The following is a 14,741-nucleotide window of genomic DNA, read 5'->3' on the forward strand; positions in this document are numbered from 1 at the left end:
GGGACTGGCCTACTGATGACCACGCAGCGCGGATCGGTCCTCGAACGCGTACGCGGCCTCGTGCGCGAGGTGGCCAAGTTCGGGGCGGTCGGCGGCCTGGGGGTCCTGGTCAACCTGGGTGTCTTCAACCTGATCCGCCACACCACTGATCTGCAGGTGGTCCGGGCGAGCGTGATAGCCACCGTCGTGGCCATCGCCACGAACTACCTCGGCTTCCGCTACTTCGCCTACCGGGACCGCGCCCAGAGCGGCCGCACCCGCGAGATGGCCCTCTTCGCCGGCTTCAGCGCCATCGGCCTGGTCATCGAGAACGGCGTGCTCTACACCGCCACCTACGGCTTCGGCTGGGACGGCCCGCTCGCGAGCAACGTCTTCAAGTTCATCGGCATCGGCACGGCCACCGTCTTCCGCTTCTGGTCGTACCGGACCTGGGTCTTCAAGGCCCTGCCGCCGGTCGCCGCGCCCGAGGCCACCGAACCGGTGCCGGAGCCGGCGCCGCTGCCCCGGCCGGAGCGCAGGCCCGAGCCGCTGCCGGAGCCCGAGCCCGCGAACAACTAGGGCGTGGCCCGGGCCGTGTCCTAGCGGACGGTCTTCTCCTGCTCGGCCGGCGCCGGGGCCGTACGGCTGAGGAACAGCGCGAACACCGGGGGCTGCGTCTGGAGCAGCTCCAGACGGCCGCCGTCCGCCTCCGCGAGGTCGCGGGCGACCGCGAGGCCGATCCCGGTGGAGTTCCGGCCGCTGATGGCCCGCTCGAAGATCCGGTTGCCGAGGTCGGGCGGGACGCCGGGCCCCTCGTCCGTGACCTCCAGCACCGCCTGGTTGCCGATCACCCTGGTGCGCAGGGCGACGGTGCCGCCGCCGTGCATGAGGGCGTTCTCCACGAGGGTGGCCAGGACCTGGGAGACCGCGCCGGGGGTGCCGACGGCCCGTACGCCCTGCTTCCCGGAGCGCACGATGGCCCGGCCCGCGCTGCGGTAGGCGGGCCGCCACTCCTCCACCTGCTGTTTGACGACCTCGTCGAGGTCGAAGGGGACCGCGGAGCCCGTGCGCGGGTCCCGCGAGTTCGTGAGCAGCCGCTGCACGACGTCCGTGAGGCGCTCCACCTGGGTCAGGGCGATCGTCGCTTCTTCCCGTACGGTCTCCAGGTCGTCGGTGACCGTGATCTCCTCCAGCCGCATGGACAGCGCCGTGAGCGGGGTGCGCAGCTGGTGGGAGGCGTCGGCGGCGAGGCGCCGCTCGGCGGTGAGCATCCGGCCGATCCGTTCGGCGCTGGAGTCCAGCACGTCCGCGACCCGGTCCAGCTCGGGAACCCCGTACCGCTTGTGCCGGGGCCGAGGGTCGCCCGAGCCGAGCCGCTCGGCGGTCTCGGCGAGGTCGGTGAGCGGGGAGGCGAGCCGGTTCGCCTGCCGTACGGCGAGCAGTACGGCCGCCACGACGGCCAGCAGGGCCACCGCGCCGACCACGGCCAGGGTCCGCACGACCTCCCTGGTCACGGTGGAGCGGGCCTCCTCCACGACGACGATCTCGCCCTGCTCGCCGCGCGCCGTGCCGCGCACGACGCTGTCGGGGATCGACGCGCCCACCTCCACGGCCGGCTGCCCGGGGATCGTGATCCGGGCGTAGTGCCCGGCGTCGAGCAGTTCGGCGAGGGCGGAGGGGTCGGTCTGCTTCTTCTCCAGGACGTTCGCCTCGACGACGCTGACCAGCCGCAGCGCCTCGGACTCGACGCGGTCCTGGGCACTGCTGGTGATGGTCCGGGTCTCCACGATGACGAGGGACACCCCGAAGACGGCGATCACCACGAGCACCACGGCGAGCGTGGACTGGATGAGGCGGCGGCGCATGGGCTGGGGCCTTTCGTCCGGATCAGGCCGGATCAGGGAGCGGGGTCCGGTGTGCTCGATCGGAAGGCGGAGGAGGGAGACAACGCGGAGCCTTGGCGACCGACGACAACGCGGCGAGCGGGCGCACCGGACCCCGCGAGCCCGGCCTGATCCGGAAGAAAGGCCCTGAGGGTCAGCTCTTCTCGAAGCGGAAGCCGACGCCGCGGACGGTTGCGATGTAGCGGGGGTTGGCGGCGTCGTCGCCCAGCTTCTTGCGCAGCCAGGAGATGTGCATGTCGAGGGTCTTGGTGGAGGACCACCATGTGGTGTCCCACACCTCGCGCATGAGCTGGTCGCGGGTGACGACGCGGCCGGCGTCGCGCACCAGGACGCGCAGCAGGTCGAACTCCTTGGCCGTGAGCTGGAGCTCCTCCTCGCCCATCCAGGCGCGGTGCGACTCGACGTCGATGCGCACGCCGTGGGTGGCGGGGGGCTGGGCGGTCTCGGTGGCGCCGCGCCGGAGCAGGGCCCGGACCCGGGCGAGGAGTTCGGCCAGGCGGAAGGGCTTGGTCACGTAGTCGTCGGCGCCCGCGTCCAGGCCGACGACCGTGTCGACCTCGTCCGCGCGGGCTGTGAGGACGAGGATCGGGAAGCCGTGGCCCTCGGCGCGCAGCCTGCGGGCGACTTCGAGTCCGTCCATGCCCGGCAGTCCCAGGTCGAGGACGACGAGGTCGACGCCTCCTTGGAGCCCCGCGTCCAGGGCGGTGGGGCCGTCCTCCCGGACCTCGACCTCGTACCCCTCCCGGCGCAGGGCGCGGGCCAGGGGTTCCGAGATGGATGCGTCGTCCTCGGCGAGCAGTACACGCGTCATGTGGGTGATGGTAGTCCGCGGCGACTGATTCGAGAGGCCTGCCTGCAGACCCCTTCCGATCTGGCTTTATGGACTACTAAGCGCCTTCGAATATGGTCGAACGGTTCCCGACTCACCTTGTGATCCATCTCTCAAGTCCTTTCATATGCCGCAGTGTCGTGTCGTATGGTGGCGAGACGCCTGATGCAATACCTCAGGGACCTTTGTGCCGAAAAACAGCGCAAAGGTCTCTATTTCTGTCCTGAACCGGACGGGCAGTCTTATCGAGGACTGACCCGGCCGACCTTGACGACAGTGAATGACCTGTTGGCCGGGCCCCTCGCGTGATGGTGCGCGGGTGGGCGTGGATCCCGGTTGCGGATTCCCTTCACCCCCTCTTGGGAGGGGGCGAGACCCCGAGGCGTGGGGCGGGACTCCGCTCGCCGGTGCCGGCCACCCCCCACCGGGCGCGGATGAGCTCACGAAGCCGAAGCGTCCCGAGCAAGCAAGGATCGACCATGGCTTCCAGCCTGACGACGGCCTCACCGAGCCCCGCTCACGAGAAGACCGTCCTCGGCCACCCGATCGGCCTGGCCACGCTGTTCATGACCGAGATGTGGGAGCGCTTCTCCTACTACGGCATGCGTGCGCTTCTCGTTCTGTACTTGGTCTCCGGCGGCGTCGACGCCGCGACCGGCAGCCAGGGCGGTGGCCTCGGCTTCACCGCGGCGACGGCCACGGCGATCTACTCCGTGTACGTGGCCATGGTCTACCTGATGGCCATGCCCGGCGGCTGGTTCGGTGACCGTGTCTGGGGCGCCCGCAAGACGGTCGCCATCGCCAGCTTCGTGATCATGGCGGGCCACGTGGCGCTCGCCGTCCCCGGCCAGCTCGCGTTCTTCGTCGGCCTGCTGCTGGTCGCGGTCGGCTCCGGTCTGCTGAAGGCCAACATCTCCACGATGGTCGGCCACCTGTACAAGGACGCGGACGACCCGCGCCGTGACAGTGGCTTCACGATCTTCTACATCGGCATCAACGTGGGTGCCTTCGCGGCGCCGATCGCCATCGGCACCATCGGCGAGACGATCAACTGGCACCTGGGCTTCTTCCTCGCCGCCGTCGGCATGGGCGTCGGCCTGGTCATCTTCCTGCTCGCCGGCCGCACCCTGAGCCCGAAGAGCAGCATCGTCCCGAACCCGCTGAGCCCGGCCGAGCGCAAGGCCGTGATCACCAAGGCCCTCGCCGTCCTCGCCGTCGTCGCCGTCTTCTACGGCGCCGTGGTCGCGGCGGACATGTTCACCATCAAGTGGGCGCTGTACCCGATCACGATCGCCGGTCTGGTCATCCCGGTCGCCGTCCTGACCCGCATCAAGCGGGACAAGGACCTGACCCCCGGCGAGCAGACCCGGATGAGCGCCTACATCTGGTTCTTCGTGGCCGCCGCCGTCTTCTGGATGATCTACGACCAGGGCGGTTCGACCCTCTCGCTGTTCGGTGACAAGAGCTCCGAGCGCAGCCTGCTCGGCTGGGAAGTCCCGACCACCATCTTCCAGTCGCTGAACCCGCTCTTCGTGGTGGCCCTGGCCCCGGTCTTCGCCGCCGCGTGGGTGGCGCTGGCCCGCCGCAACCGCGAGCCCAGCACGATCGTGAAGTTCTCGGTGGCCCTGGTCATCGTCGGCGCCTCGTTCTTCGTCTTCGCCATCCCGCTGAGCCAGACGGCCGGCAACGACACCAAGGTCACCATGTGGTGGCTGGTGCTCATCTTCCTGATGCACACGCTCGCCGAGCTGTGCCTCTCCCCGGTCGGCCTGTCGGTCACCACGAAGATGGCGCCGCAGAAGTACGGCTCCCAGATGATGGGCGTCTGGTTCCTGGCCGTCACCGCCGGTGACTGCATCACCGGTCTGCTCGGCCTGGCCGAGGTCCAGATGAACGGTGTCGGCGTGATCCTCTTCCAGGCGTTCGCCGCCGTGCTCGCCGGTGTCGCGATCTTCATGTACCGCAAGAAGGTCAACGCCCTGATGGGTGGCATGAACTGACCCGTTCCGCTCCGGCGGAGGAACGGCCCGGCACACCGGAAGGTGTGCCGGGCCGTTCCCGTGTCAGCGGGTGCCGCGCAAGCGGCGCCACGGGGTGAAGGTGAACACGGCGCCGCCGAGCAGGATCACCGTGCCGGCGACGAGGGCGAGGGCCTTGATGCCGCCCTCGTCCTCCGCGCCGGTGTCGGCGAGGCCGCCGCCCGAGGTGGTGCTGCCGCTGGTGCTGGTGGAGGAGCCGGAGCCGCCGGGCTGGGCGGTGGTGTCCAGTTCCAGCGACACGCCGCTGCTCGTCGCCTTGCAGGGGACGTTGATCGGTGTGGAGCCGGGGGCCATCGTGACGTCGATCGTCAGCTGGTCCGGGCTGAGCGTCACCTTGCCGGACTTGCCGGGCTTGTAGGTGCCGGTCATGTCGCTGAGGCTGACCGGGGCCTTGTCCGGTATCGGCTCGGCGTTGGCCGGGCCGGAGACCTTGACCGTGCCGCTGTCCGCCCCGCCGAGCTTGACGTCCATCGAGGGCTTGAGGGCTCCGGCCGGCAGGGCCATGGGCGCCGCCATCGCGCCCTTGGCGGTCTTGACGGTGAGGTCGTAGCTGCCGCCGTTCTTCTTGGCGTTGATCGTGACCGGGGTCTTGATGCCGCCCGGGACGACCGCTCCGCAGTCGAAGGACACCTCGACGGCCTTGCCGGGGAAGTCGGTCTGGCCGCCTCCGCCGCCGCTGCCGCCCGAGGCGGTGGATCCGCCCGTGGTGGTGCCGCCGGTCGTGGTGCCGCCGGTCGTCGTGCCGCCCGTGGCCGTACCGCCGGTCGTCGTACCGCCCGTCGTCGTACCGCCGCTGGAGCCGCCCGACACGTCGATGACGGCCCCGCCCTTGACCTCGCCGACCGGCGCGCACTTGGTGACGAAGGTGCCGAAGGAGAAGGACACGGCGACGTCGTACTTGCCGGGCGTCAGGGTGATCTTGCCGGCCTTGGTGAGCTTCAGCTTGCCCTTCATCGTGGACATCTGCATGGGGGCCTTCTTGGGGATCGGCGGGTTCTTCTTCTCCCCGACGACCTTCAGCTCCCCGCCACCGCCGCCCACGGTGATCCAGCCGGTGGGCTGGACGGAGTCCTGCGGGATGTCCATCAGGTCCGTGTTGTTCGAGGCGGGCTTGACCGTCTCCCAGAACACGTCGACCTCGTCGCCGACCTTGGCCGTGGCCGGCGCGGTGACCTTGGCCGTGGTCTCGCCCTCCACCGGGGAGCCCCCGCCGGCCGGCGGCACGCACTTGACCTTGAACGTGGCCTCGGCGGCCTGGGCGGTAGGAGCCGTGATGGCGAGGCCCGCGCCGCCGAGCAGCAGCGCGACCAGGGCCGCGCTCACCCTCCGTCGGTTCTTCACGATGGTCCTTTCGTCGTCGAACGGTTCTCAGACGGTGCGGACGTCTGTGGTGCTGTCTCCGGCGCGCTGTCCGGGGTGAACCACGGCAGGACCGCCGTGGTGGTAGCAGGGGGCTCCGCCGGCCGCTCCGTACGGGCGGCCGGCGCGGCCGGGCGCGGGGTGGGAAGCCGGGGCAGCCGGGCGGTGACGGCCGCCGCGGCCTCGGCGGGCCGTACGCCCCGGTGGCGTCCGGCTCCGTGCCCGGTGCGCGGCCGGACCCTGTCGACGACGGCCATGCCGGTGCGGAAGACCGCGGCGGGGATCACCACGAGGAGCAGGCCCCAGAAGAGCAGCACCCCGTAGGGGCGGGCCACGCCCCAGGGCTGGGTGGCCACGACCGTCTCGCCGTACTTCAGGGAGACGGTGTAGTCGCCGTGGGCGCCCGCGGGCAGGGTGACGTCGAGTGCGACCTCCGCCTTGCCGCCGGGCGGGATGGTTCCCTTCCAGCGGGCCTCCTCCCACAGCGGGGCGAACACGCCGTGGGCGGTGCCGAGCTGGAAGACGGGGTCCTTGACGGGGGCCGTGCCGAGGTTGCCGACGGTGACCTTGAATTTCCGGGCGGGCGGGGCGCCGAACCAGGTCAGGACCCCGTCCCCGCCCTTCAGCCGGACCCCGGTGAGCAGCGCGAGGCGGCCCGTGCCGGATTCGGCGGGCAGCTCGGCCACCGGATGGTCGGTGATCTTCAGGGGGACGGCGACAGTGGACCGGTCGCCGTTGACGGAGGTGACGTTGACGATGCAGGGGCAGGGCTTCGGCGGCGCCGCGACCGGCAGCCGGGCCGCGAAGCGCCCGTCCTCCGCGACGGAGACGGCCGCCCCGTCGGCGTTGGCGCAGCTGTTGGTGCCGCCGATCATGTTCTGCCCGCAGACGAGCAGCATCACCAGGGTCTTGGCCCGCCAGCCGGTGCCCGTGACGGTGATCTCGGTGCCCTTGGCGGCCTCCTGGAGGGAGAGGGCCGCGGTGGGTCTGCCCTCGTCCGCGGCGGACGGGACCGCGGGCAGGAGTGCGAGGGCACACGCCGCCAGCCCCACCAGGAGGGACCGGGCGGCACCGCCGAACGTCCCGCCGAACATGCCGCCGACCTTGCCGCCGACCTTGGCGCTCACCTGGAGGCTCCCGTCAGTTCGTGTTCCGGTGCAGGGCTCGTCGCTCCGGGCCCGCCGGAGGGTCCGCCGTAGGCCCCGCCGCCCGTCGGCCCCCGCCGCAGGCGCCGGCCGCGTACGAGGAACAGCGCGGCGAACGCCGTCCCGCCGAGGCCGAGCAGGCCGAGGCCCGTCCGGCCGGCGGCCCGCCACGGCACGAACCAGGCGGAGGCGGACGCTGCGGCCCCGGCGCCGCCGGGAGCGGTCACGGTGACGGTGACGCGGACCCGGTCGAGGACCGGGGCGCCGGGCCAGGGCTCGGTCAGCTCGACCCGCTGGCCGGGGAGCAGTTCGACCGGCACGGCCCGCGGGCCGCGGCCCGGGACCTCGCCGAAGGCGCCCTCGGCGCGGATGTCCAGCTCGGGGGCGAGGGCGACGTTGCCGCGGTTGACCAGGGTGTAGGCGACGACCGCGGCCGCGCCCCGGCCCCGTACGGCGACGTCCTCGACGGTGAGGGCGGCCAGGGTGGGGCCGCTGACCCGCAGATGGACGCGTACGCCGGCCTCCCGGCCCGCCTCGGTGGCGATCACGGCGGCGGGATGGTCGCCGGGCGGTGACCCCGGAGGCACGGTGACGGTGAAGGGGACCACCGCGCGGGTGCGGGGCGGGATCTTCACGGTGGCACCGGCGCCGAAGCTGAACCAGGCACCGGCGCCGCCCCCGCCGGGGGCGGGAGCGGGAGCGGGGGCGGCCGGGCGCACCGCGAAGGCGCCGTCGGCGGTGTTGTGGGCGGCGGCCCCGCGCAGGGTGACGGTGCGTTCCCGGTCGGTGGTGTTGGTCAGGGCGAGGCGGTCCTCCAGCACGGCGGCGGGGGCGCCCTCCAGGTAGAAGTACGGACGGGCGCCGCCGGGCCGGGCCGCGGCCGTTCCGGCGGCGGGTTCGGCGGTCCAGCCCGGTTCGTCGGCGGCCGCGGGGGCGGCGGGCAGCGTGTGCAGCGCCGCCGCCGCGAGCAGGACCAGGAGGAGGCGGACGTCGCGCCTGGGGGTGTGGAGCACGGGCATGGCCGGAGGCGCTCCGTTCAGGACGGGGCCTGCCGGCCGCGCCGGGTCAGCCAGAGCACACCGGCCGCGCCGGTGAGCAGCACGGTGCCGCCGAGGGTGCCGAGGGCGAGGGCGGAGTCGGTGGGTCCGGTCTGCGGGAGGGTCTCGGGCGGCGCGTTGCCGCCGGACGGGGCGCCGGATCCGCCGGACCCGCCGGCGGCGGTGACGTCCAGTTCCAGGGAGGGCCCCGGGCCGTTGCCGGGGGTGCAGGTGGTCGTGGTACCCATCGCCTTGATGGTGAGCACGCCCGCGGTGAAGGTGACCTTGCCGCTCTTCTTGGGCGTGTAGGTGCCCGAGAGGTCGGTGATCTTGATGGGGGTGTCGGGCGGCACGGCCTCGGGGTTGGACGCGCCGGAGACCGGTACGGAGGCCTTCTCGGCTCCGCCGACGACGATGACGGCGCTGGGGCTCATCGCGCCCTTGCCGAGCTCGATGGGGCTGGACGAGACGCCCTTCTGGAAGGACATCGTCAGCTTGTAGCCGTCGCCCTCCTTGACAGCCTTGATGTCGATGGGCGAAACGGCCGACTTGTCCCCGATCGGGGTCTTGCAGTCGTAGGCCACGTCGACGACCGCGGCGTGGGCTGTGGGGGCGGTGAGCAGCACCGCCGATCCGGCCAGCGCGGAGGCCAGCGCGAGCGCGGTGGAGCGTTTGCGGTCGGACACCTTCGTCTTCCCCTCGGGCCACAAATACCTGACGACATATCAGATCGGTGGCTCAAGGTACGCCCGGGGACTTACGGAGGGAAGACAAAGGACAGGCCCGAATTGACCGTTCGTCAGTAGGCGCGGACACCCTTGCGCCACACCGCGGAAACGAGCGGTACGCCCGGCCGGTAGGCCAGGTGGACATGGCTGGGGGCGTCCAGCAGGGCCAGGTCGGCGCGGGCTCCCGGGGTCAGGACGCCGATGTCGTCGCGGCGCAGGGCGCGGGCGCCGCCGGCGGTGGCCGACCAGAGGGCCTCGTCGGGGGTCATCCGCATGTCGCGGACGGCGAGCGCGATGCAGAACGGCATGGAGCTCGTGTAGGAGGAGCCGGGGTTGCAGTCCGTGGACAGCGCGACGGTGGCGCCCGCGTCGATCAGGCGCCGGGCGTCGGGCCACTGGGCGCGCGTGGAGAACTCGGCGCCGGGCAGCAACGTGGCGACGGTGGTACCGGCGGCCTGGGCGAGGGCGTCGACGTCGGCGTCGGTGAGGTGGGTGCAGTGGTCGGCGGAGGCGGCCTCCAGCTCGACGGCGAGCTGTACGCCGGGGCCGTGGGAGAGCTGGTTGGCGTGGACGCGCGGGATCAGCCCGGCGGCGGCGCCGGCGGTGAGGATCGCGCGGGCCTGGTCGCCGTCGAAGGCGCCCTTCTCGCAGAAGACGTCCACCCAGCGGGCGTACGGGGCGCAGGCCGCCAGCATCTCGCCGGTGACGAGGTCGACGTAGCCGGCCGGGTCCTCGGCGTAGTCCGGGGAGACGATGTGCGCGCCGAGGTAGGTGACCTCGTCGGTGTGTGCGGCGGCGATGCGCAGGGCCCGGGCCTCGTCGGCGACGGTGAGGCCGTAGCCGGACTTGGTCTCGAAGGTGGTGGTGCCCTGGCGGCGGGCCTCGTCGAGGTGGCGGACGAGGTTCGCCTCCAGCTCGGCGTCGGAGGCGGCGCGGGTGGCGGCGACGGTGGTGCGGATGCCGCCGGCGGAGTAGGCGCGGCCCGACATGCGGGCGTTGAACTCCTGGGTGCGGTCGCCGGCGAAGACGAGGTGGCTGTGGCTGTCGACGAAGCCGGGGATCAGGGCCCGGCCGGCCGCGTCGACCGCGGTGTCGGCGGCGGGAGCCTTGTCGGCGGGGCCGACCCAGGCGACCGTGTCGCCGTCGATGACGACTGCGGCGTTCTCGATCAGGCCGAGGGGGCTGCCGTCGCCGAGGGCGGGGTCGTTGGTGACGAGGCTGCCGATGTTGGTGATGGCGGTGGTGGTGGTCACTGGGTTCCTCTCAGAGCTGCTTGTCCCCCACCCCGCCCTTTCTCCGCTTCCCGGAGCTCCGCCCCGGACCCCGCGCCTCGATCTCCCCCAGCTACCGCTGGGAGGTGCCCCCGGGCGAGGCTGGATTTCCAGCCGTCCGGCGGTTGAGGACCGGGTCCGGGGCGGAGCCCGGTTTCGGGAAGGGGCGGGGTGGGGGAAGGACCCGCCGCGGTCAGGCGCGCAGGGCTGCGATGGACTCGGACAGGGCCGTCGGGACGTCCCCGACCAGAATGTGGTGGCCGTCGCGGACGATGTGGCGGCCGCCGACCACCGTGTGGCGGATGTCGGCGGACGTCGCGGCGAAGACGGCCGTCTCGGCGCCGAGCCGCGGCAGCGGGCCGGCCGTGCGGACGGTGTCCAGGGCGACGGTGGTGAAGTCCGCGAGGGCGCCCGCCTCCAGGCGGCCCGCGTCCGGCAGTCCGAGGGCGGCGTGGCCGTCCTCGGTGGCGGCGGTGAGCAGCGCGTTGGCCGTCCAGTGCCCCCGCGTACGGCTGCGCAGGCGCTCGTTCAGCTCCATCGCGCGGGCCTCTTCGAGCAGGTCGATGACGGCGTGGCTGTCGCTGCCCAGCGACAGCGGGCTGCCCGCCCGCTGGAGCCGGGTGGCCGGGCCGATGCCGTCGGCGAGGTCGCGTTCGGTGGTGGGGCACATGCAGGTGCCGGTGCCGGTTCCGCCGAGCAGGGCGATGTCCGCGTCCGTGAGGTGCGTGTTGTGGACGCCGGTGGTGCGCGGGCCGAGCACCCCGTGGTCGGCCAGCAGCTGGCTCGGGGTGCGGCCGTGGGCGGCGTGGCAGGCGTCGTTCTCGGCGGTCTGCTCGGACAGGTGGACGTGCAGCGGCGCCCGGCGCTCCTCGGCCCAGCCGGCGACGGTGGCCAGCTGGTCCGCGGGCACGGCCCGCACCGAGTGGACGGCCGCCCCGATCAGGGCGTGCCCGCGGGGCTTGAGGGCGCTGACGCGTTCGGCCCAGGCGTCGGCGGTGCCGTCCGAGAAGCGCTGCTGGTGGGCGTTCGGGGCCTCGCCGAATCCGGACGAGAGGTAGGCCGTGTCGAGGAGGGTGATGCGGATGCCGGCCGCGGCGGCGGCCTCGATCAGGGCCTCGCCCATGGCGTTGGGGTCGGCGTACGGGGTGCCGCCGGGCGCGTGGTGGACGTAGTGGAACTCGCCGACGTTGGTGATGCCGGCCAGGGCCATCTCGGCGTACACGGCGCGGGCGAGGGTGAAGTAGCTGTCGGGGGTGAGGTTCTGGGCGATCTCGTACATGAGCTCGCGCCAGGTCCAGAAGGTGCCGGAGCCGATCTGGACGGTGCCGCGCAGGGCCCGGTGGAAGGCGTGGCTGTGCGCGTTGGCCAGGCCCGGGACCGTCAGGCCGCGCAGGACCTCCGCGCCGGGCGGCGGCGTGTCGACGCCGGTGCGCAGGGCGCCGATCCGTCCGTCTCCGGTGACCTCCAGGGCGACGCCCGGCTCGACATGTGTGCCGAGCCAGGCGTGCTCCAGCCAGTACGTCGTCAGCGACATGCCAGGCCTTCCAGTACGTCGGCGAGGGCGAGGACGCCGGCCACGCAGTCGTCCTCGGCGGCGAACTCCCGCGGGGAGTGGGAGACGCCGGTCGGGTTCCGTACGAACAGCATCGCGGTCGGGACGGCGGCGGAGAGGATTCCGGCGTCGTGTCCCGCCCCGGTGCCGAGGACGGGGACGGCCCCGCCCAGGATCCGGTTCATCTCGTCGCGCAGGGCGTGCTCGAACTCGACGACCGGGGTGAAGGACTCGCGGACGATCCCGAGGTCGATGCCGTCCTGGTCGGCGCGCTCGCGGGCGGCCTTCTCGATGGCGGTGACGACGGTGTCGAGGGTGGCCTGGTCGGCGGCGCGGGAGTCGAGCCAGCCGCGCACCAGCGACGGGATGGCGTTGACGCCGTTGGGCTCGACGGAGATCTTCCCGAAGGTGGCGACGGCGCCGGCGAGGGCCGCCTCCGTACGGGCGGCCAGCACGGTCGCCGCGTACGTCAGCATCGGATCGCGCCGGTCCACGAGGCGGGTGGTGCCCGCGTGGTTGGCCTCGCCGCGGAAGTCGAACCGCCAGCGGCCGTGCGGCCAGATCGCCGAGGCGATGCCGACCCGGTCCCCGGACAGGTCCAGGGCGCGGCCCTGTTCGACGTGCAGCTCGACGAAGGCGCCGATCCGGGCGAGCCGTTCGGGGTCGGCCCCGATGGCCTCGGGGTCGTATCCGGCCGCCTCCATGGCCTGGGGCAGGCTGACGCCGTCGGCGTCCCGCAGCTCGTACGCCTTCTCCTTGGTCAGCTGCCCGGCGGCGAGCCGGGAGCCGACGCAGGCGAGCCCGAAGCGGGCGCCCTCCTCGTCACCGAAGTTGGTGATGGCCAGCGGCCTGGAGAACTCCGCGCCCCTCCTGCGGAGTTCGTCCAGGGCCGCGAAGGAGGACACCACCCCGAGGGGGCCGTCGAAGGCCCCGCCGTCGGGGACGGAGTCCAGGTGCGAGCCGGTGACCACGGCGTCCCCGGCGAGGGGGTCGCCCAGCCAGGCCCACTGGTTGCCGTTGCGGTCGGTCTCGTACGTGAGCCCGCGCGCCTCGGCCTGCTCCTGGAACCAGGTCCGGCAGTCGGCGTCGGCCCCGCTCCAGGCGTACCGGCGGTAGCCGCCGGTGCCGGCGTCGCGGCCGATGGGCGCGAGCTCCGCCCACATCTCGTGGAAGGTCACGCGTCGTCGCCCTCACGCATGGGGACGCGGACGCCGCGCTCGTCGGCGACCGACTCGGCGATGTCGTAGCCGGCGTCGACGTGGCGGATGACGCCCATGCCCGGGTCGTTGGTGAGCACGCGGCGGATCTTCTCGCCGGCCAGCGGGGTGCCGTCGGCGACGGTGACCTGGCCCGCGTGGATGGAGCGGCCCATGCCGACGCCGCCGCCGTGGTGGATGGAGACCCAGGAGGCGCCGGAGGCCACGTTGACCATGGCGTTGAGCAGCGGCCAGTCGGCGATCGCGTCGGAGCCGTCGAGCATGGCCTCGGTCTCGCGGTACGGGGAGGCCACCGAGCCGCAGTCGAGGTGGTCGCGGCCGATCGCCAGGGGCGCGGCGAGGGTGCCGTCGGCCACCATGTCGTTGAAGCGCTCGCCGGCCTTGTCGCGCTCGCCGTAGCCGAGCCAGCAGATGCGCGCGGGCAGGCCCTGGAAGTGGACGCGCTCGCCGGCCATCTTGATCCAGCGGTGCAGGGACTCGTTCTCCGGGAAGAGTTCGAGCATCGCCTTGTCGGTCTTGTGGATGTCGGAGGCCTCGCCGGACAGGGCGGCCCAGCGGAAGGGGCCCTTGCCCTCACAGAACAGCGGGCGGATGTAGGCCGGGACGAAGCCGGGGAAGGCGAAGGCGCGGTCGTAGCCGGCCAGCTGGGCCTCGCCGCGGATGGAGTTGCCGTAGTCGAAGACCTCGGCGCCGGCGTCCATGAAGCCGACCATGGCCTCGACGTGCTTGGCCATGGACTCGCGGGCGCGGGTGGTGAAGCCGGCCGGGTCCTTGGCCGCGTAGGAGGCCATGTCGTCGAAGTCGACGCCGACGGGCAGGTACGCGAGCGGGTCGTGGGCGGAGGTCTGGTCCGTCACGATGTCGATCGGTGCGCCCTCGGCGAGCATCTGCGGGAGCAGCTCGGCGGCGTTGCCGAGGAGGCCGATGGAGAGCGGCTTGCGGGCGTCGCGGGCCTCGACGGCCAGCTGCAGGGCGTGGCGCAGGTTGTCGGCCCTGACGTCCAGGTAGCGGTGCTCGATGCGGCGGTCGATGGCGCGCGGGTCGACGTCGATGCAGATCGCGACGCCGTCGTTCATCGTGACGGCCAGCGGCTGGGCGCCGCCCATGCCGCCGAGGCCGGCGGTGAGGGTGATGGTGCCGGCGAGGGTGCCGCCGAACTTCTTCGCAGCGACGGCGGCGAAGGTCTCGTAGGTGCCCTGGAGGATGCCCTGCGTGCCGATGTAGATCCACGAGCCGGCGGTCATCTGGCCGTACATGGTCAGGCCCAGGTGCTCCAGGCGGCGGAACTCCTCCCAGTTGGCCCAGTCGCCGACCAGGTTGGAGTTGGCGAGCAGCACGCGCGGCGCCCACTCGTGCGTCTGCATCACGCCGACGGGGCGGCCGGACTGGACGAGCATCGTCTCGTCCTGCTTGAGGGTCTGCAGGGTGCGGACCATCGCGTCGTACGAGCGCCAGTCGCGGGCGGCCTTGCCGGTGCCGCCGTAGACGACGAGCTTGTCCGGGTGCTCGGCGACCTCGGGGTCGAGGTTGTTCTGGAGCATCCGCAGCGCGGCCTCCTGCTGCCATCCCAGGGTGCTGAGCTCGGTGCCGCGCGCGGCGCGTACGGGGCGGGGTCCTGACATGGCGGGTGCCTCCTCCGATGTTGTTAATTCCATTCACATACTCGCCCTCTGAATAGATT

General features: G+C 72.6%; 12 protein-coding genes. 2 read left to right on the forward strand and 10 right to left on the reverse strand.

Annotation, left to right across the window (positions count from 1 at the left end):
* The first annotated feature begins 15 nt into the window (after window positions 1–15).
* Entirely contained in the window at window positions 16–558 is a 543-nt protein-coding gene (locus E6U81_RS24745) for a GtrA family protein (protein ID WP_240804000.1), read from the forward strand.
* A 20-nt stretch (window positions 559–578) separates the two neighbouring features.
* On the opposite strand, the gene E6U81_RS24755 is transcribed toward E6U81_RS24745, so the two are convergent.
* Together E6U81_RS24755 and E6U81_RS24760 are read right to left on the reverse strand one after the other, a co-directional pair.
* Complete coding sequence (locus E6U81_RS24755) at window positions 579–1,844, reverse strand: ATP-binding protein (protein WP_136232294.1); 1,266 nt, start codon at window positions 1,842–1,844, stop codon at window positions 579–581.
* Between the two features lie 172 nt (window positions 1,845–2,016).
* A complete protein-coding gene (locus E6U81_RS24760) occupies window positions 2,017–2,694 on the reverse strand; it encodes a response regulator transcription factor (RefSeq protein ID WP_136232295.1) in 678 nt (225 codons plus the stop codon).
* A 497-nt stretch (window positions 2,695–3,191) separates the two neighbouring features.
* Here E6U81_RS24760 and E6U81_RS24765 point away from each other — a divergent pair, with 497 nt between their 5' ends.
* The gene (locus E6U81_RS24765) at window positions 3,192–4,712 is read left to right on the forward strand and encodes an oligopeptide:H+ symporter (RefSeq protein WP_136232296.1); all 1,521 of its coding nucleotides are present in this window, start codon (window positions 3,192–3,194) and stop codon (window positions 4,710–4,712) included.
* A 63-nt stretch (window positions 4,713–4,775) separates the two neighbouring features.
* Here E6U81_RS24765 and E6U81_RS24770 read toward each other — a convergent pair whose 3' ends face one another.
* The 8 genes from E6U81_RS24770 to hutU form a co-directional block, all read right to left on the reverse strand.
* On the reverse strand, window positions 4,776–6,092 hold the full coding sequence (locus E6U81_RS24770; protein WP_240804002.1) for a hypothetical protein: 1,317 nt from the start codon (window positions 6,090–6,092) through the stop codon (window positions 4,776–4,778).
* Entirely contained in the window at window positions 6,089–7,237 is a 1,149-nt protein-coding gene (locus tag E6U81_RS24775; protein WP_240804003.1) for a hypothetical protein, read from the reverse strand. Before E6U81_RS24775 ends, E6U81_RS24770 begins: the two co-directional genes overlap by 4 nt.
* Window positions 7,234–8,274 (reverse strand): hypothetical protein, encoded by a 1,041-nt coding sequence (locus tag E6U81_RS24780; protein WP_136232297.1) that lies wholly within the window; start codon window positions 8,272–8,274, stop codon window positions 7,234–7,236. The genes E6U81_RS24775 and E6U81_RS24780 overlap by 4 nt, the downstream gene beginning before the upstream one ends.
* A gap of 17 nt (window positions 8,275–8,291) precedes the next feature.
* Window positions 8,292–8,978, reverse strand: coding sequence for an LPXTG cell wall anchor domain-containing protein (locus tag E6U81_RS24785; RefSeq protein ID WP_136232298.1), 687 nt, complete (start codon window positions 8,976–8,978; stop codon window positions 8,292–8,294).
* A 113-nt stretch (window positions 8,979–9,091) separates the two neighbouring features.
* On the reverse strand, window positions 9,092–10,273 hold the full coding sequence (gene hutI / locus E6U81_RS24790) for an imidazolonepropionase (RefSeq protein ID WP_136232299.1): 1,182 nt from the start codon (window positions 10,271–10,273) through the stop codon (window positions 9,092–9,094).
* Window positions 10,274–10,484: 211 nt separating this feature from the next.
* Window positions 10,485–11,825 (reverse strand): formimidoylglutamate deiminase, encoded by a 1,341-nt coding sequence (locus E6U81_RS24795; RefSeq protein ID WP_136232300.1) that lies wholly within the window; start codon window positions 11,823–11,825, stop codon window positions 10,485–10,487.
* Window positions 11,816–13,006 (reverse strand): allantoate amidohydrolase, encoded by a 1,191-nt coding sequence (locus E6U81_RS24800; protein ID WP_136232375.1) that lies wholly within the window; start codon window positions 13,004–13,006, stop codon window positions 11,816–11,818. The genes E6U81_RS24795 and E6U81_RS24800 overlap by 10 nt, the downstream gene beginning before the upstream one ends.
* A gap of 11 nt (window positions 13,007–13,017) precedes the next feature.
* Window positions 13,018–14,682, reverse strand: a complete 1,665-nt coding sequence (hutU, locus tag E6U81_RS24805; protein WP_136232301.1) for a urocanate hydratase — start codon at window positions 14,680–14,682, stop codon at window positions 13,018–13,020.
* Window positions 14,683–14,741 lie beyond the last annotated feature (59 nt).

The organism is Streptomyces sp. A0592 (assembly GCF_004795115.1).
Lineage (GTDB): Bacteria > Actinomycetota > Actinomycetes > Streptomycetales > Streptomycetaceae > Streptomyces > Streptomyces erythrochromogenes.